The 20,760-nt window shown below is 68.6% G+C and carries 18 protein-coding genes; 7 read left to right on the forward strand and 11 right to left on the reverse strand.

The features are described from left to right. Window positions 1-14 precede the first annotated feature (14 nt). Both ACUDCK_RS14055 and metC read right to left on the reverse strand, forming a co-directional pair. On the reverse strand, window positions 15-1,178 hold the full coding sequence (locus ACUDCK_RS14055) for an amino acid ABC transporter substrate-binding protein (RefSeq protein ID WP_175167796.1): 1,164 nt from the start codon (window positions 1,176-1,178) through the stop codon (window positions 15-17). Between the two features lie 155 nt (window positions 1,179-1,333). Further along, window positions 1,334-2,482 carry a cystathionine beta-lyase gene (gene metC / locus ACUDCK_RS14060; protein WP_054502470.1) on the reverse strand — a complete coding sequence of 383 codons (1,149 nt, stop codon included), beginning with the start codon at window positions 2,480-2,482 and terminating at the stop codon, window positions 1,334-1,336. Window positions 2,483-2,590: 108 nt separating this feature from the next. On the opposite strand from metC, the gene ACUDCK_RS14065 reads away from it, so the two are divergent. After that, entirely contained in the window at window positions 2,591-3,505 is a 915-nt protein-coding gene (locus tag ACUDCK_RS14065) for a LysR substrate-binding domain-containing protein (RefSeq protein ID WP_116793526.1), read from the forward strand. On the opposite strand, the gene ACUDCK_RS14070 is transcribed toward ACUDCK_RS14065, so the two are convergent. The 8 genes from ACUDCK_RS14070 to ACUDCK_RS14105 all read right to left on the reverse strand — a co-directional run bounded on the left by ACUDCK_RS14070 (window position 3,495) and on the right by ACUDCK_RS14105 (window position 12,506). Continuing rightward, complete coding sequence (locus ACUDCK_RS14070; protein WP_175167795.1) at window positions 3,495-5,603, reverse strand: TonB-dependent copper receptor; 2,109 nt, start codon at window positions 5,601-5,603, stop codon at window positions 3,495-3,497. The genes ACUDCK_RS14065 and ACUDCK_RS14070 overlap by 11 nt on opposite strands. A gap of 88 nt (window positions 5,604-5,691) precedes the next feature. Beyond that, complete coding sequence (locus ACUDCK_RS14075; RefSeq protein WP_175167794.1) at window positions 5,692-6,090, reverse strand: DUF2946 family protein; 399 nt, start codon at window positions 6,088-6,090, stop codon at window positions 5,692-5,694. A gap of 139 nt (window positions 6,091-6,229) precedes the next feature. Beyond that, a complete protein-coding gene (locus ACUDCK_RS14080) occupies window positions 6,230-7,051 on the reverse strand; it encodes an ABC transporter ATP-binding protein (RefSeq protein ID WP_175167793.1) in 822 nt (273 codons plus the stop codon). Further along, the gene (locus ACUDCK_RS14085) at window positions 7,048-7,914 is read right to left on the reverse strand and encodes an ABC transporter ATP-binding protein (RefSeq protein WP_144657371.1); all 867 of its coding nucleotides are present in this window, start codon (window positions 7,912-7,914) and stop codon (window positions 7,048-7,050) included. Before ACUDCK_RS14085 ends, ACUDCK_RS14080 begins: the two co-directional genes overlap by 4 nt. Continuing rightward, window positions 7,911-8,741, reverse strand: coding sequence for an ABC transporter permease (locus ACUDCK_RS14090; protein WP_175167792.1), 831 nt, complete (start codon window positions 8,739-8,741; stop codon window positions 7,911-7,913). The genes ACUDCK_RS14085 and ACUDCK_RS14090 overlap by 4 nt, the downstream gene beginning before the upstream one ends. Beyond that, entirely contained in the window at window positions 8,738-9,694 is a 957-nt protein-coding gene (locus tag ACUDCK_RS14095) for an ABC transporter permease (protein ID WP_054502463.1), read from the reverse strand. Before ACUDCK_RS14095 ends, ACUDCK_RS14090 begins: the two co-directional genes overlap by 4 nt. Before the next feature lie 7 nt (window positions 9,695-9,701). Next, window positions 9,702-11,255: an ABC transporter substrate-binding protein gene (locus tag ACUDCK_RS14100; protein WP_054502462.1), complete on the reverse strand. Its 1,554-nt coding sequence runs from the start codon at window positions 11,253-11,255 to the stop codon at window positions 9,702-9,704. Window positions 11,256-11,300: 45 nt separating this feature from the next. Continuing rightward, window positions 11,301-12,506: an aminotransferase class V-fold PLP-dependent enzyme gene (locus ACUDCK_RS14105; RefSeq protein ID WP_054502461.1), complete on the reverse strand. Its 1,206-nt coding sequence runs from the start codon at window positions 12,504-12,506 to the stop codon at window positions 11,301-11,303. Window positions 12,507-12,687: 181 nt separating this feature from the next. Here ACUDCK_RS14105 and ACUDCK_RS14110 point away from each other — a divergent pair, with 181 nt between their 5' ends. From ACUDCK_RS14110 to cysW, 4 genes are all read left to right on the forward strand, one after another. Beyond that, complete coding sequence (locus ACUDCK_RS14110; RefSeq protein WP_054502460.1) at window positions 12,688-13,632, forward strand: LysR family transcriptional regulator; 945 nt, start codon at window positions 12,688-12,690, stop codon at window positions 13,630-13,632. Between the two features lie 211 nt (window positions 13,633-13,843). After that, window positions 13,844-14,860 carry a thiosulfate ABC transporter substrate-binding protein CysP gene (gene cysP, locus ACUDCK_RS14115; RefSeq protein WP_175167791.1) on the forward strand — a complete coding sequence of 339 codons (1,017 nt, stop codon included), beginning with the start codon at window positions 13,844-13,846 and terminating at the stop codon, window positions 14,858-14,860. An 80-nt stretch (window positions 14,861-14,940) separates the two neighbouring features. Beyond that, on the forward strand, window positions 14,941-15,783 hold the full coding sequence (cysT, locus tag ACUDCK_RS14120) for a sulfate ABC transporter permease subunit CysT (RefSeq protein WP_054430478.1): 843 nt from the start codon (window positions 14,941-14,943) through the stop codon (window positions 15,781-15,783). A gap of 3 nt (window positions 15,784-15,786) precedes the next feature. After that, window positions 15,787-16,614: a sulfate ABC transporter permease subunit CysW gene (gene cysW, locus ACUDCK_RS14125; RefSeq protein WP_175167790.1), complete on the forward strand. Its 828-nt coding sequence runs from the start codon at window positions 15,787-15,789 to the stop codon at window positions 16,612-16,614. A 12-nt stretch (window positions 16,615-16,626) separates the two neighbouring features. Here the strand turns inward: cysW and ACUDCK_RS14130 are convergent, their stop codons facing one another. Next, on the reverse strand, window positions 16,627-17,889 hold the full coding sequence (locus tag ACUDCK_RS14130) for an LLM class flavin-dependent oxidoreductase (RefSeq protein WP_175167876.1): 1,263 nt from the start codon (window positions 17,887-17,889) through the stop codon (window positions 16,627-16,629). A gap of 164 nt (window positions 17,890-18,053) precedes the next feature. Between ACUDCK_RS14130 and ACUDCK_RS14135 the strand changes: the two genes are divergently transcribed. Continuing rightward, the gene (locus ACUDCK_RS14135; protein WP_175167789.1) at window positions 18,054-19,577 is read left to right on the forward strand and encodes an amidohydrolase family protein; all 1,524 of its coding nucleotides are present in this window, start codon (window positions 18,054-18,056) and stop codon (window positions 19,575-19,577) included. Between the two features lie 81 nt (window positions 19,578-19,658). Continuing rightward, window positions 19,659-20,750 (forward strand): ABC transporter substrate-binding protein, encoded by a 1,092-nt coding sequence (locus ACUDCK_RS14140; protein ID WP_175167788.1) that lies wholly within the window; start codon window positions 19,659-19,661, stop codon window positions 20,748-20,750. Window positions 20,751-20,760: the final 10 nt, after the last annotated feature.

Here is a 20,760-nt window from a genome sequence, read left to right on the forward strand (position 1 = left end):
GCCCCGCCCGCCGCTCAGTTGAAGACGTACGGGTACATCAGGCCGCCGTCGCGATACAGGCGGTTCATGCCGCGCTCGAGCTTCATCGGGCTGTTCTTGCCGACGTTGCGCTCGAAGATCTCGCCATAGTTGCCCAGCTGCTTGACGATGTTGTAGGCCCAGCGCTCATCCAGCCCCAGCGCCTTGCCGTTGCCGGGCTCCTTGCCCAGGAAGCGGGCGATGCGCGGATCGTCGGACTTGAGCATGTCGTCGACGTTGGCCTGGGTGATGCCCATGTCCTCGGCGGCGATCGGCACCTGGATGACCCATTTGACGATGTCGAACCAGCGGTCGTCGCCATGGCGCACCGACGGCGTCAGCGCCTCGCTGTGGCCGCTGGCCGGGAAGATCACGTAGTCGTCCGGGTTCTGCGCCTGGGTCGCGCGCACCGCCGCCAGCGCCGAGGCGTCGGTGATCAGGCCGTCGCAGCGCCCGGAGAAGAACGCCTGGCGCGAGGCCGCGACGTTGTCGAACAGCACGGTCTTCAGGCCCAGCTTGAACTTGCGCGACAGGTCGGCCACCGTGACCTCGTTGGTCGAGCCGGTCTGCACGCAGATGGTGGCGCCGTTCATGTCCTTGGTCTGGGTGATGCCCAGGTCCTTGCGCACCATGAAGGCGTCGTACTCGTAGTAATTCGGGTAGGTGAAGTTGATGCCGTTGGCATCGCGCCGCAGGGTCCACGAGGTGGTGCGCGGCAGGACGTCGATCTGGCCGGTCTGCAAGGCGGTCAGCCGTTGCTGGCCCGTCAGCGGCACGAAGCGCGTCTTGCTGGCGTCGCCCAGCACCGCGATGGCGATGGCGCGGCAGGTGTCGACGTCCAGGCCCTTCCAGTTGCCGTCCTTGTCGGGCGCCGAGAAGCCGGTGGTGCCATGGCCGGAGCCGCAGATGACGTAGCCGCGGGCGCGGATCTGGTCGACCGTGGGGCTGTTGGCCTGGGTGACGGCCGCCGCCACCGGCGAGGCGCCGGCGGCGGGCGCTTGTGTCGCGGTTTGTGTCGCGGTTTGTGTCGCGGTTTGTGTCGCGGTTTGTGTCGCGGGTTGCGCCGCGGGCTGGGCGGCGGCCAGGGCCGGCACGGCGGCCGGGACGCAGGCCGCGATGGCCAGGGCGAGACAACGGTAAGTCTGCTTGAAGCTGAACATGGCAATTCCCCTTGCTATGTGGTGAGCGCCTCGGGGCGCTTCGTGCCGGTCGGCCATGCGCGGCCGGCCGGTGTGTTGAACTGGATTCGGCGCGAGCCGGCGTGCGGGGCGGCGCCAGCGGCGAACGCTCGGCCTGCACCCTTGCCGGCCGGCGCTCAGCGTTGCGCCTGGTACGCCGCCAGCGCGCCGCGCAGGTCGTCCTTGAGCGTGTCCACGTCCTCCAGCCCGATCGACAGGCGCACGATCGGCCGGTCGGTCGCCGGGAAGGCACGGCCCGCCTGCAAGCCCGCCGGGTAATAGGCGGCCAGGCTGTGCACGCCGCCCCAACTGGCGCCGATGGCGAAATGACGCAGCGAATCGAAGAAACCGTTGAAAGCCGCCTCGGGCGCCGGCGTCAGCACCATCGAGAACAGGCAGCCGTTGGTGCGGAAGTCGCGCTTCCACAGGCCATGGCCCGGGTCCGACGGCAGCGGCGGATACAGCAGGCGCTCGACCTGCGGCTGGCTTTGCAGCCACTCGGCCACGCGCAGCGTCGCGTCGCTCTGCGCGCGCAGCCGCAGCGCCAGCGTCTCCAGGCCGCGCAGCACCAGGAAACAATCGTCCGGGCTGACCTGCTGGCCCAGGATGCTCTGGGTCTCGCGCAACACGGCGTAGTGGTCGGCGTCGTTCATGCTGATGCTGCCCATCAGCACGTCCGAATGGCCGCCGAAGAACTTGGTGGCGGCCTCGACGCTGAAGTCGACGCCGTGCGCCAGCGGCTGGAAACCCAGCGGGCTGGCCCAGGTGTTGTCCATCATGGTCAGCACGCCATGGCGTCGGGCGGCGGCGGCGATGGCGGGCACGTCGACCATTTCCATGGTGACGGTGCCTGGCGCCTCGATGCAGATCATGCGGGTGGCCGGGCGGATCAAGGCCTCGATGCCCGCGCCGATGGACGGGTCGTACAGCTCGACGTCCACGCCCATGTGCGCCAGCCATTTCTCGCCGAAGGTCTTGAGCGCGCCGTAGCAGGCGGCCGACAGCAGCAGGTGGTCGCCGCCGCGCACGAAGCCCATCACCACCGTCATCAGCGCCGCCGCGCCCGACGGCGTGATGACGCAGTGGCGGCCGCCTTCCAGCGCGGCGATGCGGTCTTCCAGCAGGCGCGCGGTGGGCGTGCCGGTGACGCCGTAGCTGAAGCCGTCGGGCTGGCGGTGCTTGCGGTTGACGAAGGCGTCGAGCGAATCGAACACCACGGTGGAGGCCCGCTGGACGGCGGGCGAGAGACTGGCGAAATCTCTATTAGTCTGATTGATAGCTTTCATCTACTCTATTTGCTGGGCTTAGGAGTGATCGGGAACAGCGCCAGTGTCTGTCTTTCCCACCATTGCCTCAACAATCGAAAAAACTTAGTCAATAAGCGGGACTTATAGATGGACATGCGCGAGATCCAGGTCTTCCGGGCCGTGATGCAGGCCGGCACCACCAGCAAGGCCGCCACCCTGCTGGGCATTTCGCAGCCGGCGGTGAGCCAGGCCATCCGCAAGCTGGAAACCTCGTCGGAACTGCGCCTCTTCGAGCGCGTGCGCGGCCGGCTGGTGCCGACCCAGGAGGCCGGCGCGCTGATGGAGGAAGTGGACCGCTGCTTCGCCGGCTTCGAGTTGATCGAGCACCGCATCCGCAGCCTGAAATCGTTCGGCGTCGGGCGCCTGGCGGTCGGCTCGCTGCCGGCGCTGGGCACCGGTTTCATGCCGCGCGCCATTGCCGCCTTCGGCCTGCAGGACCGCCGCATCCAGATGTCGTTCCAGATCATGAGTTCGCGCGAGGTGCTGCGGCAGGTCACGGCCGGCCAGCTCGATTTCGGCCTGATGGCCGACGAGCTGTCGGTAGCCGGCCTGGAGCACTCGGAATTCCTGCGGCTGCCGGGCGTGATCGCCATGCACAGCCGCCATCCGCTGGCGGCGCGGCCGCGCATCACGCTGCGCGACCTGACCGAGCACGCCTTCATCGCGCTCAACCCCGAGGACGCCAGCCGTCGACGGCTGGAAGCGGCGCTGCACGACCAGGGCCTGGCGCTGCGCCCGGTGCTGGAGACGCCCTACTCCAACTCCGTCTGCGAGTTCGCCCTGCACGGCGTGGGCATCGGCATGGTGCATCCGGTCATGGCGCTGGACTACCTGGCGCGCGGGCTGGCCATCAAGCCGCTGGAATTGGACATCGGCTTTGCGTGCCTGCTGGTGTTCCGGCCCGGCACACCGCTTTCGGAAAACGCGCGGGCGTTGCTGAAAGCGATGCGCATCGAGCTGGAACGGGACCTCAAGCGGATCCGGACGGCGCTCAGTACTTGAAGCTCAGGCGCGCCCAGAGGGTGCGGCCGGGTTCATTGAAGGCCGTGTTGGCGGCAAAGCCGAAGCCGGCGTCGCCCGCCAGGTTCAGGTGCTCGGCGTAGGTCTTGTTGAACAGGTTGTCCACGCCCAGCGACAGCTTGACCTGCTTGCTGACCGCGTAGCCGCCGTTCAGCGAGAACACGCCGAAGCCGGCGCTGGGGCCGAAGTCCTTGCCCACCACGTTGCCCTGGTTCAGCGCGTAGCGGCGCTGCGCCGCCACCAGCCGCCACAGCGCGCCGGCCGACCAGGTGCCGTCGTCGTAGGCGGCGCTGAGCTTGGCCTCCAATGGCGGCATCTGCGGCAAGGCGCGGCCGTCGCTGCGATTCTGGCCCCAGGCATACGCCAGCGTCGCGCCCAGCTTCCAGCGCGGCGCCGCCTGGTAGGACAGCCCCAGTTCGCCGCCGGCGATGCGGGCGTCGATGTTGGCGGCCTGCGTCGAACTGCCGTGTCCGCCATGGCCGCCATGCATGCCGCCCATGCCTCCCATGCCCCCCATGCCGCGCTTGGCGTAGTCGAAGAGGATGAAGTCGTCGACATAGCCGGCGTAGCCGGACAGCCAGGCATCCAGGGTCTCGGTCTTGTACTGCGCGCCGAAATCGAGCTGCGTCGTCTTTTCGGGCTTGACGCCGCGGAACGCATTGACCGAGCCGTCGGGTCCCTTTTTCGGCGAGAACAGTTCCCAGTAGTCCGGGAAGCGTTCCGCGTGGCCCAGGCCGACGTACACCGTGGCCGGCAGGTCCGCCAGGTCCCGTTCGTAGCGCAGGAAGCCGCTGGGCAGCGTCTCGTTGCGGCGTTCGCCGGCCGTCGGGTTGGGCATCGGCATCATCATCGAACCATTGTCGCGGCGGAAGTCCTTGGCCGAGGCCCAGTCCACCCGCGCCCCGCCGATGATGCGGCTGTCCTGCGTGGCGTGCCAGGTCAGCTCGCCGAACAGGCCGGTATTGGCGAAGCTCGCGTCCTTGACCCAGTTCTGCGAGCGGTACGAGACCGTGTCCGTGCCGCTGCGAGAGCGGTGCCGGCTCTGCTGGAAATCCAGTCCGGTCACCAGGCTCAGGTCCGGCGCCAGGTTCCAGGTGCCGGCGACGCGCCCGCCCCAGGTGGCGCGATCCACGTTCGAGGCCATCGCCATCGGCATCATGCCGTGCGGGTCCGGCGTGCGCAGCGTGTAGTTGTCCATCACGTGATCTGCGTAGTTGTAGTAGAGCTGCGCCTCCAGCTTGTCCAGCACGCCGCCCAGGTTGCGCTTCTCGAAGCGCAGGCCGAAGCTTTCGCGCTTGAACTGCGAGCCGTCCATGCCGCGCCCGGCGTAGCGCGCGTTGCCATCGCCGGTGCCGGCCGTCAGCTCGTACAGCGTGTCGGCGTCGGGCGTGAAACCCAGCGCCAGGTCGGCGTTCCACTTGTCCCAGCGCGACGGCACCTTGTTGCCGTCGCCGTCCTTGTAGTCCTGGGCGTGCGAGTGGTTGGCGGTAATGCGGGTGTAGACCTTGTCGTTGCCCACGGTCAGGTCGGCGGCCTGGTCGTTGCGGCCGTTTGATCCGCCCACGAGGCTGCCGTCCAAGCGCACGCCGGGCTCGGTGAAACGCGGCGTGTCGCGGTCGAAGCGGATGGTGCCGGCCGAGGCGCCCGGCCCCCACAGCACCGTCTGCGGGCCCTTGATGACGGTCAGCTTGTCGAAGTTTTCGGGCGAGATGTACGAGCTGGGCGCGTCCATGCGCGCCGGGCAGGCGCCGGGCATCGAGGTGCCGTTGGTCAGGATGTTCAGGCGCGAGCCGAACATGCCGCGCAATACCGGGTCGCCGTTGGTGCCGCCGTTGCGGATGGCCGAAAAGCCGGGAATGGTCTTGAGGTAGTCGGTGCCGTCGCTGGCCGGCAGGGGCTGGCGCGGGATCTTGGGGTCGGTCGTGAAGGTCAGCGGCGCGCTCGGGGCCACGCCGGTGATCACCACCGGATCGACGGTCGTGATGGCGTCGACGCCGGCGGCCTGCGGCCAGGCGGGAAACGACGCGGCCAGGGCGCAGGCCAGGCCGGTCGCCCGCAGGATGTCGTTGTTCTTGTGCATGAGAGTCTCTGGATCTGAACGGGCTGGACGCGCGCGGCCACGCGGGCCGCAAGCAAGGCGCGCCAGCAACAACGGGAACGGGTGGGGTTCAGGCCAGGACGGGCGGCGCGCGCGACTGCCGCGGCAATCGCGCCTGCGCGCTGGAGAAGTGGATGTCGACGGTGGGCGCCGGCAGCGCCTGCCGCACCACGGGCAGGCGCCAGGCCAGCGGCAGCAGCCCGGACAACGCCGCGGCGCCGAGCATGGCGCAGCCGGCGAAGCAGCAATGCGGCAAGGCGCCGCTGTGTTGTTGCGCGTCCTGCGCGACGCCGCCCTCGGCGTCCAGCGTGACCACGCGCGGGCCGCTGGCCGTGCAGATGATGGTGGTGGCGCCCGCCCTGGCGCCGGGGCCGGGCAGCGCGGCGGAGGCGATCAGCGCCTGGAACACGAACAGGAACGCCACGGCTAACGCGGTCCATCGTCTCCCGGTATTGGCGCCCGTGTGCATTCGCATCCCCTCGAAGGCGCCGATGGTAGCACGCAGGATCCGGCCAAAAAGGTGCGCGGCGCCTTGTAGGACGTTCGGAAACGCGTCAACGGCCGCGGCCGATGCGCGGGCTTGATCCGCGTCAAGCCCGCGCCCCGGATCAGGCCGCCTGGCGCAGGCGACGGCGCGACGGATCGGGGCGCGGCACGGCGGCGATCAACCTGCGCGTGTAGTCCTGCGCGGGCGCCTCGAAGATGCGGTCGCACTCGCCCTCTTCCACCAGTTCGCCCGCGGCCATGATGGCGACCCGGTCGGCGAAATGACGCACCACGCCCAGGTCGTGCGAGATGAACAGGTAGGTCAGCCCCTGCTCGGCCTGCAGGTCGGCCAGCAGGTCCAGCACCTGCGCCTTGACCGAGACGTCGAGCGCCGACACGGCCTCGTCGGCGATGATGAAGCGCGGCTCCAGCGCCAGGGCGCGGGCGATGGCGATGCGCTGGCGCTGGCCGCCCGAGAACTGGTGCGGGAAGCGCTGCGCGTGCTCGGGCCGCAGTCCCACCCGCGCCAGCAGCGCCTGCATGCGGTCGCGGCGCTCGTCGGGCGAGTACAGTTTGTGGATCACCATGCCGTCCATGATGGCGTCGCCGACCCGGCGGCGCGGATTCAGGCTGGAATAGGGATCCTGGAAAATCGTTTGCACCTGGCGCCGGAACGCCATCAGCCGACTGCCCGCCAGATGGCGCACGTCGTGGCCCGCCAGCTCGATATGGCCTGAGGTTGGACGCAACAGTCCGGCGATGCAGCGGCCCAGGGTGCTCTTGCCGGATCCCGATTCGCCTACCAGCGCCAGTGTGGTGCCCGGCGCCACCGCCAGGCTGACGCCCCTGACCGCGTGCACCAGCCGCGTCGGCTGGCCCAGCAGGCCGCGGGTGGCGACATAATCCTTGGTGACGCCTTCGGCGCGCAAAATGAATTCGCTCATGATGAGGATCCTTGTGCCTCGGCCCGCGCACGCCGCGCCAGCCGGCGGCCGCGATCGCGCGGCGCGTCGACGTCCGGCACGGCGGCCAGCAGCGCCTGGGTGTAGGGATGCGCGGGCCGGCCGAAGATCTGGCCCACGTCGCCCTCCTCCACCACTTCGCCCGCCCGCATCACCACCACGCGGTCGGCGATCTCGGCCACCACGCCCAGGTCGTGCGTGATGAACAGCACGGCGGCGCCGGTCTCGGCCTGGATCGAAAACAGCAGTTCCAGCACCTGGGCCTGCACCGTCACGTCCAGCGCGGTGGTCGGCTCGTCGGCGATGATCAGCCGTGGCGACAAGGCGCAGGCGATGGCGATCATGACCCGCTGCCGCATCCCGCCGGACAGCTCATGCGGATAGGCCTTGGCGCGCTGCGCCGGTTCGCGGATGCCGACCCGCTCCAGCAGCGCCACCGCCCGCTCCCAGGCGGCCTGGCGGCCGATGTCGCCATGGATGCGCATGACTTCGGCAATCTGGCTGCCGACGTTGCGGCCGGGGTTGAGGGCGGTCATCGGCTCCTGGAACACCATGGCGATGTCCTTGCCGCGCAGCGCGTCGCGTTCGCGCTCGGTGGCGCGCAACAGGTCGCGGCCGGCGAAACGCAGCTCGTCGGCCGCGACCCGTCCGGGCGCGTCCACCAATCCCATCAGGGAAAAGCCGGTGACCGATTTGCCCGAGCCCGATTCGCCCACCAGGCACACCACCTCGCCGCGCCGCAGGGTCAGGTCCACGCCCTTGACCGCGGCGAACGTCCCCTGCGGCGTGTCGAAATCGACGGTCAGGTTCCTGACCGACAGCAGCACATCCGTTTCGGGGCTCATCGTTGCAACTCCGGATTGAGCGCGTCCTGCAGCCAGTCGCCCAGCACGTTGACGGCCAGCACCGTGAAGAACAGCGCCAGCGCCGGCACCAGCACAGGCCATGGATTTGTGAACAGGTAATCCTTGAGCGAGCCGACCATCTGCCCCCACGACGGCACCGGCGGACGCACGCCCAGCCCGAGAAAGCTCAGGCCCGCCTCCAGCAGCATCGCGAAGGAAAAAGTGAACGAGGCCTGCACCGCGATGATGGAGCGCATGTTGGGCAGCACCTCGTGCCAGATGATCCAGCCGGTGCCCGCGCCCAGCGAACTGGCCGCCAGCACGTGCTCGCGCGCCCGGATGCCGCGCGCCACGCCCCACGCGACCCGGGCGAACTGCGGCGCGTACAGCACGCCGATGGTGGCGACCAGCGTCGGCAGGTTGCCGCCGATGAAGGCCAGCACCACCAGCGCCACGAAAATCTCCGGCAGCGACACGAACACGTCCACCACCCGGATGGCAGCCGCTTCGGCGCGGCGGCCCAGGAATGCCACGCCCACGCCGACGGCCACGCCCAGCACGCCGGCCAGGATCACGGCGGCCGCGGCCACCGACAGCGACACGCGGGCGCCGTACACCGCGCGGGCCAGCAGGTCGCGCCCCAGCTCGTCGGTGCCCAGCCAGTGCTGCCAGGATGGCGACGACAGCAGATTGGCGGCGTCGATGAGATAGGGATCGGCCAGCCCCAGCGCCGGCCCGAAGACGGCGGCCAGCACCACCACCGTCAGGAAGCCCAGCGCCAGGTGCACCGGCACGCCGGCCTTGGAAGCTCGAAGGAATGCGATCATGCGGAGGGCCTGCGGATGCGGGGGTCGACGAAACCCTGCGCCAGGTCGATGACCAGGCTGATCAGGATGAACAAGGCGAAGATGGCCAGCAGCGAGCCCTGGATCACCGGATAGTCGCGCGAGAAGGCAGCGCTCACCAGCAGCGAACTCAGGCCCGGCCAGTCGAACAGGGCCTCGATGATGACGGTGCCTCCCAGCAGGTTGCCGGCGCGCACGCCGACGATGGCGATGACCGGCACCAGCGCGTTGGGCAGCGCGTGCCGCAGGATCGCCTTGCCGCGCGGCAGACCCTTGGCGCGGGCCAGCTTGACGTAGTCGCGGCCCATGACGTCTGACAGGCTGGCGCGGGTCATGCGCGCCACCACGCCCATGAAGTTCAGGCCGATGGTCAGCGACGGCAGAATCAGCGCCAGCAGGTGCTGCGCGGGATCGTCCGAGAACGCCACGAAGCCCGACGACGGCAGCCAGCCCAGCGCCAGGCTGAACAGCAGCACCAGCAGGATGCCCAGCACGAACACCGGCGCCGAGAAGCCGGCCACCGCCACCACCGAGGCCGCGGCGCCCGCCAGCCGGCCGCGCGAGCGCGCCGCCACCACGCCCAGCGGCACTCCCAGCAGCACGGCCACCAGCAGGCCGGCGCCGATCAGTTCCAGGCTGCGCGGAATGCGCCGCGCCAGCTCGTCGGCCACCGGCTCGCCGGTGCGCAGCGACACGCCCAGGTCGCCGCGCGCCAGCGCGCCGGCCCAGTGCGTGAACTGCGTGCCTAGCGGCAGGTCCAGGCCGAGCTGGGAGCGCACCCGCGCCACGGCCACCGGATCGCTGCCGGCCTGATCGCCCAGCATGATGGCGACCGGATCGCCCGGCAGCAGGTGGATGGCGATGAAGACCACGCCCGTCGCCAGCGCCAGGGTGACGATGGCCGACGCCAGGCGTCTGAACAGGAAAGGCAGCATGCCGGCCTCAGTTGATCCACATGGTCGGTAGCGAAATGCCCGGGCTGCTTTCGCTCAGCGCGCCGCCCAACTGCGTGTAGCCGTGCACCTTGCGCAGGTAGCCCTGGGCCTGTTCGCGCCAGCTCACGAACACCCAGGGACTGGTCTCCAGGATGCGCTTTTCGGCCTGCTGGTAGATCGGCTGGCGCGCCTTCGTGTCGGTCAGCGCGCGGCCCTCGGCCAGCAGTTTTTCCAGCTCGGGGTCGCGGTAGCCGATCGGCTTTGCCCAATAGCTGGAGTCGCCGCCCAGGTAATAGGCGTAGGCATCGGGGTCGGGCAGCTTGACCGACACGCCGTAGATCATCGAGTCATAGTCGCCGCGGTTCTTGCGCTCGACCAGCGTGGCCCATTCGACCGGCTCCAGCTTCAGGTTGATGCCGACATCTTTCAGGTTGGCCTGCACCACCTGCGCCATCGTGGTGTAGATGCCCAGGCCCTGGAACACCACCATCGACGCGTCCACGCCGTTGGCGTAGCCGGCCTCGGCCAGCAGCGCGCGGGCCTTGGCGGTGTCGCGCTTGTAGGTGCCGTCCAGCGACTTGTCGTAGTACGGCGAATCCTCGGGCGTCGGCGCGCCGTAGATGGGCTTGCCATAGCCGAAGAAGGCGGCCTTGGACACGGCCTCGCGGTCGATGGCGTACGACACCGCGCGGCGCACGCGGGCATCATCGAACGGCTTCTTGCTGGCGTTGAACCAGACGCTCATGAAGGCGCCGCCGGCGGTGTCGATCCTGGTGCCGGCATTGCGGCGCAGGACGTCGATGTCCTTCCACGGCACGAAGTCGATCATGTCCAGCGACTGGCTGCGCAGCGCGTTGACGCGCGCGTCGTCGCTTTTGATCATGCGGAAGTCAACGCCGTCCAGGTACGGCTGCCCGGCCACAAAATAGCGCGGGTTGCGCACCAGGCTGGCGCGCACGGCGGGTTCGTAGCTCTTCAAGAGGAACGGGCCGGTGCCGTTGGCCGACAGCTTCAGGTTGGCGCCGCTCTCGACCCACTTGCGCGACACGATGGCCGCCTCGGGCAAGGCCAGCACGCTCAGCATGGTGGCGTCGGGCGACGGCTTTTCGACCTTGACGGTGGCGCGATCCACCACGGTGACGGTGGCGCCCAGCAGGTTCGAGCGCAGCGTGGCGCCGGTGCCCGGCTCCAGGATGCGGTCGAGCGAGAACTTGACGTCGTCGGCGGTCACCGGCGTGCCGTCCTGGAACGCCACGTCGGGCCGCAGGTGGAACACGATCGTGCGGGCGTCGGGCTGGTCCCAGCTTTGCGCCAGGCGCGGCACGATGGCGCCGCTCTTGTCGTAGCCCGCCAGCGGGCTGTAGAGCGCCTCGATCAGGACCTTCCAGGCGCTGCCGCCGTAGACGTGCGGATCGAGCGACACGATTTCCGACACCGTGCCATAGCGCAGCGTGCCGCCGGGCTTGGGCGTGTCGGCCGCGTGCGCGACCGCGGCGGCGGCCGCCAGCGCGCACGCGCCCGCCAGTTGCGCCATCCGGCGCCAGGTCTGCTTGAACGTCATGTTGTACCCCTTTTGCTCTGGATTATCCGCTTGCCAGGCGCGCCCTCAGGACGGCAGCGCCTCGACCAGGCGGTCAATTTCAGTGGAATCGTTGTAGTAGCTCGGCGAAATGCGCAGGTTGCCGCCGCGCACCGCCAGATCCACGCCCGCCTCGCGCAGGCGCAGCGCCAGTTCCTGCGCATCCTGGCCCGAGTGCTTGAACGACAGGTTGCCCGAGGCCTCGCCCGGCGCGCGCGAGCTGACGATCTGGTAGCCCTTGCGTTGCAGCGCGGCGCTGGCGTAATCGGTCAGCTCCAGGATATGCGATTCGATCCGGGCCGGCGTCAGCGCCAATTGGATGCGCACCGCGGCGTCCAGGCCCCAGATGCCGGTGAAGTTGGCCAGGGCCTCCTCGAAGCGCCCGGCGTTGGCCCGGTACTCCAGCAGGTAGTGCATGTGGTCCTCGGTGCTGTCGACGCTGTGATAGCCCACGCTGGGCGGATCCAGCAGGCCCAGCACGCTCTTGCGGCAATAGAAATAGCCGGTGCCGATCGGCGCCAGCATCCACTTGTGGCCGCCCACCGACAGGAAATGGACGCCCAACCTCTCCACGTCCAGTTCGAGCGAACCGGCCCACTGGATCGCGTCCAGGTTCAGGTAGACGCCGCGCTCGTTGCACAGGTTGGCGGTGGCCTCCAGGTCCTGGCGAAAGCCGTTGGAGAACTGCACCGCGCTCAGCGACACCAGGCGGGTGCGGTCGTCCATCAGCTTGCGGATGTCATCGACGAGGATGCGGCCGTTGCGGTTCTTGACCCAGCGGATGGTCACGCCGCGCGCGGCCAGCTTCATCCAGCAATAGACGTTGGACGGGTATTCGATGTCCGGCAGGATCAGGTTGTCGCCGTCGCGCCAGGGAAAGCCGTTGGCCACGTTAACCAGCCCTTCGGTGGTGTTCTTGACGTAGGCGATCTCATCGCGATGGGCGCCGATCAGGCGGCCGATGCGGGCCTTGATGGTCTCCTCGGCGTAGCGGCACCACTCCGGATAGGCGTTGCGGCCGTTGTCGCGCACGTCCTCCATGAAGCGGTTCACCGCCGCCACCACCGGCAGGCTCAGCGCTCCGATCGAGGCGTTGTTCAGGTAGGCCCGCCGCTGCTTGATCGGGAACGCGTCGCCGATATTGCTCCAGTCGAGCTGTTCGATGCCGTTGCGGTCATCGGGAAAAAGTGCCGCGGGTCCGCCCACGGAAACCGGTTTGTCGAGGATATTCACGCCGCGCCTCTTTCATTGAAGGTGGGATGATCCTAAGATTGCGTGAATTCATGCGTCAATTTCGTTTGGAGTATTGATTCATGCGCTTTTGTAATGTGTTGGCGCAGCCAAGGCGATTTTCCCTCTGGCGCGGTATCCAACTAGCGCCACCCCCCTGTCCGACCCATCGGGGTTTGTCCCTATGCGCCTGAACCGCCTGCAGGCGCTGCGCGCCGTGCTCGAGACCGGCAGCGTTACCGAGGCCGCGCATCGCATGCATCGGACCCAGCCGCAGATCAGCCGGCTGATCTCGGCACTGGAGGAGGAAGTCGGCTTTCCGCTGTTCCTGCGCCAGGGGCGCGGCCTGATCCCGACGCAGGAATGCCTGCGCTTTTACGAAGGCACGCGCCACATCCTGGCCGGGTTCGAAGAGGTCTCGCGCATCGCCGATTCGATCCGCGACAGGCAGGACGCCTGGCTGCGCATCCTGACCCAGCCGTACTTCGCCTACAGCGTCACGCCGCGCGCCATCGCCGAGTTTGCCCGCAGTCATCCGCATACGCGGGTGTCGCTGGAGGTGCGCTCGCGGGTCGACGTCGGCCTGTGGATGTCCGGGCAGCAGTTCGACCTGGGCGTGGCGGCGCTGCCGATCGACTTCCCCGGCATCATCTCGCGCACCTTCGCCCAGGTGCGGCTGGTGATCGCCATGCCCGAGGGCCATCGGCTGGCGGCCAAGGCGGTGGTCACCGCCGACGACATCCAGGACGAGCCTTTCATCGCGCTGCGCCCGTTCACCCTGCTGCGTCAGCACATCGACGATCTGATGGCCAGGCGCCGGCTGCCGTTGCGGCTGGTGATGGAAACTTCCTCCGGCCAGTCGGCCTGCCAGTTGGCGGCGCTGGGCATCGGCATTGCGCTGGCCGATCCGATCCTGGCGGCCAATGTGCCGGGCATCGTGCTGCGCGATTTCGAGCCGCGGCTGACCATGCCCTACGGCTTCCTGTTGCCCAGCGCCTTTGCGCCGTCGGAGCAGGCGCGCGAGTTCGCCCGCATGCTGATCCGGCTGGTCAAGGAGATGGCGCCGGAACGGGTCGAACTGATCGAGCTCGATCCCGCGGAAAGCGACGCGTTGATGGCGTTCCCGTGAGACCGGCGCCGCCCGCGCCAGGCCTGGTCGATCCGCAAGACCACCACATGCCGGAAAACGCGGGTGCGGCGCGCCGGTTACAACGCCCGGCTATGAGTTAAAGGTAATTGAATATTTCCAAATATCGGCCGGCATAAGCATCATGCGGTATCGGGGCCTTTCGCCCCGGCCGCGGGTTTCCCGCGTAGCGTCTTTCATCCGGAGAAGCCCTTTGCTCAAACGACTGCTCGCCTCGGCCCTGACGCTGACGGCGCTGGCCGCCAGCGCCGCCCAAGCCCAGCAAGCGCCCCAGGCCCTGCTCAACACGTCCTATGACATCGCGCGCGAACTGTTCGCCGCCATCAATCCGAAATTCCAGGCCGACTGGAAGGCCAGGACCGGGCAGGACGTCACGATCGAACAGTCGTTCGCCGGCACCTCGCGCCAGGCGCAGTCGATCATCCAGGGCCTGAAGGCCGACGTGGTGACCTTCAACCAGGTGCCCGACGTCGACATCCTGGCGCAGAACAAGCTGCTGGCCGCCGACTGGCAGAAGAAGTTCGCCAACAACAGCTCGCCCTACTACAGCACCATCGCCTTCCTGGTGCGCAAGGGCAATCCCAAGAACATCAAGACCTGGGACGACCTGGTGCGCGACGACGTCAAGCTGGTGTTCCCGAATCCCAAGACCTCGGGCAACGCGCGCTACTCGTACCTGGGCGCCTGGCTCTACGCCAACGAGAAGTTCAAGGGCGACGACGCGCAGACCCGCACCTTCGTCGGCAAGCTGCTCAAGAACGTGGAGAGCTTTCCCACCGGCGGCCGCGGCGCGACCGTGGCGTTTGCCCAGAACAACCAGGGCGACGCGCTGCTGACCTTCGAATCCGAGGTCAACAACATCGCCAAGGGCGACGAGTTCAAGGCGCAGGGCTTCGAGGTGGTGGTGCCGCCGGTCAGCGTGCTGGCCGAGTTCCCGGTGGCGGTGGTCGACAAGGTCGCCGACGAGAAAGGCACGCGCAAGGTCGCCGAGGCCTATCTGCAATTCCAGTACTCGCCTGCCATCCAGAAGCTGCTGACCGATTTCAACTACCGGGTGCATGACCCCGAGGCGGTCAAGGCCGCGGCCAGCCGCTTTCCGTCGATCCGGCTGATCAATCCGCAGGACGTGCTGGGCTCGTGGGACCAGATCACCAAGACCCACTTCGCCGCCAACGGCGTGCTCGACCAACTGCTGGGCGCCGGCCGCTGACGCGCCGCGTCGATCCCCGCCTTCCGTCTCGTCAGCCGGCCGCCCGCGAGGGTGGCTGGCGTTTTTACGTTCAGGTCCGCATGTCCACGTTCTTCCGGCAGCATCCCGTCCTGCCCGGCTTCGGCCTCAGTTTCGGCGTCAGCAGCCTGTTCATCACGCTCGTGATCCTGTTGCCGCTGTCGGCCCTGCCGCTCTACAGCAGCCAGATGAGCTGGGGCCAGTACTGGCAGGCCGTCACCGACCCGCGCGTGCTCGCCAGCTACCGCGTCACGCTGCTGGCGGCGTTCTATTCGACCGCCGTGGTGCTGGTCATCGGCCTGTTGCTGGCCTGGATCCTGGTGCGCTACCGCTTCCCCGGGCGGGCCCTGCTGGACGCCGCCATCGACCTGCCATTCGCGCTGCCCACGGCCGTGGCCGGGCTGACCCTGTCGGTGCTGCTGGCGCCGGGCGGCTGGGTCGGCCAATGGTTCGCGCCGCTGGGCATCAAGATTTCGTATGCATTCCCGGGCCTGGTGATCGCCATGATCTTCACCAGCCTGCCGTTCGTGGTGCGCTCGGTGCAGCCGGTGCTGGCCGACATCGGGGCCGAATACGAGGAAGCCGCCCGCACGCTCGGCGCCAGCCCGGGCCAGACCGCCTGGCGCATCCTGCTGCCGGCGCTGGTGCCGGCCCTGTTCACCGGCGGCTCGCAGGCCTTCATCCGCAGCCTGGGCGAATTCGGCGCGGTGGTCATGATCGCCGGCAACATTCCCTACAAGACCGAGGTGACGTCGTTGATGATCTTCAGCCGCCTGGCCGAATACAACTACCCCGCCGCCGCCGCCATCGCGACCGTGGTGCTGGCGGCCTCCCTGCTGCTGCTGTTCGCCCTGCAGGTGCTGCAGGGCCGCCTGCTGCCGTGGCAGCGCGTGCCGGGAATCTGAGCCATGACGCGCCCTTCCCCCTGGCCGCGCCGCCTGCTGATCGGCGCCGGCCTGCTCGCCGCCCTGCTGTTGCTGGCCTTGCCGCTGGCCCTGATCTTCGCCCGGGTGATCGCCGGCGGCTTCGACGCCCTGCTGCAGAACCTGGGCGCCAGCGACATGCGCGCCGCCATCAGCCTGACCTTGCTGGCCGCGGTGGTCAGCGTGCCCGTCAACCTGGTGTTCGGCGTGCTGCTGGCCTGGTGCGTGACGCGCTACGATTTCCGCGGCCGCCGCCTGCTGGTGGCGCTGGTCGACATTCCCTACGCCACCTCGCCGGTGGTGGCGGGCCTGTGCTACCTGGTGGTGTACGGCCTGGAAGGCATCTTCGGCCGCTGCCTCAGCGGCCACGGCGTGCAACTGATGTTCGCCTGGCCCGGCATCCTGATGGTGACGGTGTTCGTGACCTCGCCGTTCGTCGCGCGCCTGCTGATTCCGCTGATGCAGGCGCAAGGCCAGGAAGAGGAACTGGCCGCGCTGACGCTGGGCGCCAGCGGCTGGCAGATCTTCCGCCGCGTGACACTGCCCAACATCAAGTGGGGCCTGCTGTACGGCGCGGTCATCACCAATGCGCGCGCGGTCGGCGAGTTCGGCGCGGTGTCGGTGGTGGCCGGCGCCATCCGGGGCAAGACGCTGACGCTGCCGCTGCTGATCGAACAGCTCAACGATGACTACAAGACCGTTGCCGCCTTCACGGCGGCGGCGCTGCTGGCCTGCATGGCGCTGCTGACACTGGTGGTCAAGACCTATATGGAGCGGCGCCGGGGCGAGGCCCGTCCCGCGCCGACGCACTGACCGCGGTGCCCGTCACGGCGTGAAATGGCGGTTGGCCGGACGCGGCAGCCCCAGGTTCTCGCGCAGGGTGCGGCCCTCGTACTCGCGCCGGAAGATGCCGCGCCGCTGCAGTTCCGGCACGACCTGGCCGACGAAAGCGTCCAGGCCGCCCGGCAGCCACGGGAACATGACGTTGAAGCCGTCGGATGCCTCGGTCTCCAGCCATTCCTGCATCTGGTCGGCGATGCGCGCGGCGGTGCCGACCATCGCCAGCCCGCCATAGCCGCCCAGGCGCTGCGCCAGTTGACGCACCGTGAGCGATTCGCGCTCGGCCAGGCGCAGCACGCGTTCCTGGCTGCTCTTGCTGGCGTTGGTCTCGGGCAACGGCGGCAGCGGCGCGTCCGGATCGAAGCGCGAGGCGTCGCACCCCAGCGCGACCGACAGCGAGGCGATCGCGCTTTCGTAGTGCACCAGGCTGACCAGGCGCGCGCGGATGGCCCGCGCCTGGTCATCGGTCTCGCCCACCACCACCAGCACGCCGGGCAGGATCTTGAGATGGTCGCGGTCGCGCCCCAGCGCGTCCATGCGGCCCTTGACGTCGGCATAGAAGCGTTGCCCGTCCTCCAGCGTGGCAGAGGCGGCGAATACCACCTCGGCGGTCTCCGCCGCCAGTTGCCGGCCGGGCTCGGAGGCGCCGGCCTGCACGATCACCGGCCAGCCCTGCACCGGCCGCGCGATGTGCAGCGGTCCGCGCACCGACAGGTGTTCGCCGCGGTGATCCAGCGTGCGCAGGCGCGCCGGATCGAAATAGATGCCGCTGTCGGCGTCGCGGATGAAGGCGTCGTCGGCCCAACTGTCCCACAGGCCCGTGACCACGTCGTAGAACTCGCGGGCGCGGGCATAACGCCGGGCATGGTCGGGCTGTTCGGTGCGGCCGAAATTGAGCGCGGCGTCGGGATTGGAGGTGGTCACGATGTTCCAGCCGGCGCGCCCCTGGCTCAGGTGGTCGAGCGAGGCGAAGCGCCGCGCCACGTGGAACGGTTCATCGAAGGTGGTCGACGCGGTCGCCACCAGCCCCAGCCGCTCGGTCACCTGGCTCAACGCGGACAGCAGCGTGAACGGCTCGAACGAAGTGGCGGTATGGCTGCGCTTGAGCGCCTCGATCGGCATGTTCAGCAGCGCCAGGTGATCCGCCATGAAGAACGCGTCGAAGCGCGCCCGCTCCAGCGCCTGGGCGTAGCGCTTGAGGTGCTCGAAGGCGCGCTCCGACGGCCAGGCGAACCAACCTGGCGCTATATGGCTATAAGCCGGCGCGTCGAGCGTGCGCCGGTTATTTGGTCATGACGCACAACTAAACAACCAATCCTTCGTTGGTCGCCGCGCGGCGCTCCCGTAATGTTTGCCGGGCAAGCAGGAACCTTCCCCTGCGCCTCGCGACATGACCCACGGAGAGCGCCAGCATGAACCAGCCTTTGCACCCGAGCCACGCGTCACGATCCGCCGCCGTCAAGGCGACCCTGGATTTCCCGGTGATCGACACCGACGTGCACGTCAACGATTACGCGCCGGTCCTGGAGGACTATGTCCAGCACTACGGCGGCGGCAAGCTGGTGGATGCGCTGCGCAAGGCGCTGGGCTCGCGCTTCGCCACCAAGAGCGGCGGCAAGGACTGGTACCAGCAGACGCCGGCCGAGCGCCAGGACAACCGCACCCTGCGCTCGCCCTGGTGGGCGCGGGTCACGCGCAACACGCTGGACCTGGCCACCTACACCCTACCCGAGCTGCTCAACGAGCGCCTGGCCGAGCAAGGCGCGGACTACTCCGTGCTGTTCCCCAATGACGTCCTGGCGCCGCTGGCCGCGGGCGACGAGTTCCGCCAGCCGCTGCACCGCGCCATCAACCACTTCCATGCCGACCAGTACCGCAAGTACAGCGACCGCCTGACGCCGGTGGCCGGCATTCCGCTGAACACGCCGCAGGAAGGCATCGAGGAACTGGAGTTCGCGGTCAAGACGCTGGGCCTGAAAGTCATTAACATCGCCGGCGGCGTGAAGCGGCCGATCAAGGCGATCGCGCGCAAGTATCCCGCCGCCGACCATCCCGAGATCTCGAAACACGCCAGCTACATCGACTTCTACGGCATCGACAGCGAGTACGACTACGACCCGTTCTGGGCCAAGGTGGTCGAGCTGGGCGTGCCGGTCACCACGCACTACGGCAGCCAGGGCTGGACCGGGCGCCATTCCATCAGCAACTACATGTTCAACCACATCGGCCACTTCGCCGATGGCTCGCAGGCCTTCGCCAAGGCGCTGTTCTTCGGCGGCGTCACGCGGCGCTTTCCGAACCTGCGCGTGGCGCTGCTGGAAGGCGGCGCCGACTGGGGCTCGCACGTCTACACCCACCTGGTGGACCGCTGGGAAAAGCGCAACCGCGCCGCGGTGCAGAACTACAACCCGGCCAACGCCGACGTGGCGCTGCTGCACGAGCTGTTCCAGCGCTACGGCGCCGATTTCATCCGGGGCCGCGACATCGACCCGCAGCAGTTGCTGCGCGACAGCCTGGGCATCTCGGCCCTGCCGCACAGCCGCGACCCGCATCCGGACGAACTGGACGACTTCGCCGCCGCCGGCATCGAGTCGGTCGAGGACATCCGCAAGCGCTGGGTCGACAGCTTCTACTTCGGCTCGGAATCCGACGACCGCACCGTGGCGGCGGCCTTCAACGACAAGGTCAATCCGCTCGGCGTGAAGATCAACGCCATCTGGTCCTCGGACATCGGCCACTGGGACGTGCCCGACCTGACCGCGCCGCTGGCCGAAAGCTGGGACCTGGTCGAACAGGGCGTGATTAGCGCGCAGGACTTCAAGGCGCTGGTGTTCGGCAACCCCTACCGCTTCTATACCGAGGCCAATCCGGCCTTCTTCCAGGGCACCGCCATCGAGCGCAAGCTCGCCGCCGCGCCCGCGCGCGCGGCCGCCTGATCCCGCCCGCCGCTGTTTGCCAGACCGCCGGGCGGCGTGATGCCGGCCGGTTGCCCGATCCTTTCCTGAATGAGTCTTTCCATGAAGTCATTGACGATCCTGAGTAAACGCGTTGCCGCGCTGGGCCTGGTGGCCCTGGCGGCGTGGGGCGGCAGCGCCCGGGCCGCCGACGTGATCCGCGTCGGCGTGGCCACGGCCGGCGGCGGCGACCCGATCACCTGGGGCGGCTCGCCGGGCGGCGTGGTGCGCGTCAACCAGTGGCTGGAACAGGCCTTCGCCGCCGACGGCGTCAAGGTCGAGTGGCTGTTCTTCAAGGGCGCCGGCCCGGCCGTCAACGAGGCGCTGTCGAACAAGCAGATCGACTTCGCCTACCAGGGCGACCTGCCGCAGGTGGTGGGCCGCGCCAACGGCCTGAAGACCAAGCTGCTGCTGGTCAGCGGCGCGCGCAACAACCTGTACCTGGTGACGCCGCCGAACTCCCCGCTCAAGTCCATCGAGGACCTGAAGGACCGCAAGGTGTCGATCTTCCGCGGCACCAACGGCCACCTGGTGGCGATCAACGTGCTGGCCGCGCATGGCCTGGCCGAGCGCGACATCAAGGGCGTCAACCTGGATGCCGGCAGCGCCCAGGCGGCGCTGGTGTCCAACGGCGTGGACGCGGCCTTCGGCGGCTACGAATGGTTCAAGGTGCGCGACCAGGGCCTGGCCAAGGTCATCTACAGCACCCAGGGCCAGGATCCCGCCTACACCCGCCAGGCCTCGCTGCTGGTGCGCGAGGACTTCGAGCGCGAGAATCCCGCCCAGGTGCAAAAGGTGGTGGACGTGTTCGTGCGCGCCGCGCAGTGGTCGTCCGACGAGAAGAACCGCGACGCCCTCTTCAAGATCTGGGAAAAGAGCGGCGTGCCCTACGCCTCGTGGCAGGCCGAGTTCGACAAGCAGGACCTGGCCTCGCGCAACTCGCCGCTGATCGACGACTTCATCATCGCCCGCTACAAGGCGGTGGTGGCCGACGCCGCCAAGCTCAAGCTGATCCGCCGCGAGGTCTCGCTGGACGGCTGGTTCGATCCGCGCTATCTGCAGAATGCGCTCAAGGCCCAGGGGCTGGAGCGCTACTGGACCGCCTTCGACGCCGCCGGCAAGCCGGTATCGGGCCCGGCGCAGGCTGCGCGCTGACGGGACCGCG

The sequence above is a fragment of the Achromobacter sp. CF-sbj1-Ac2-l genome, from assembly GCF_052698165.1.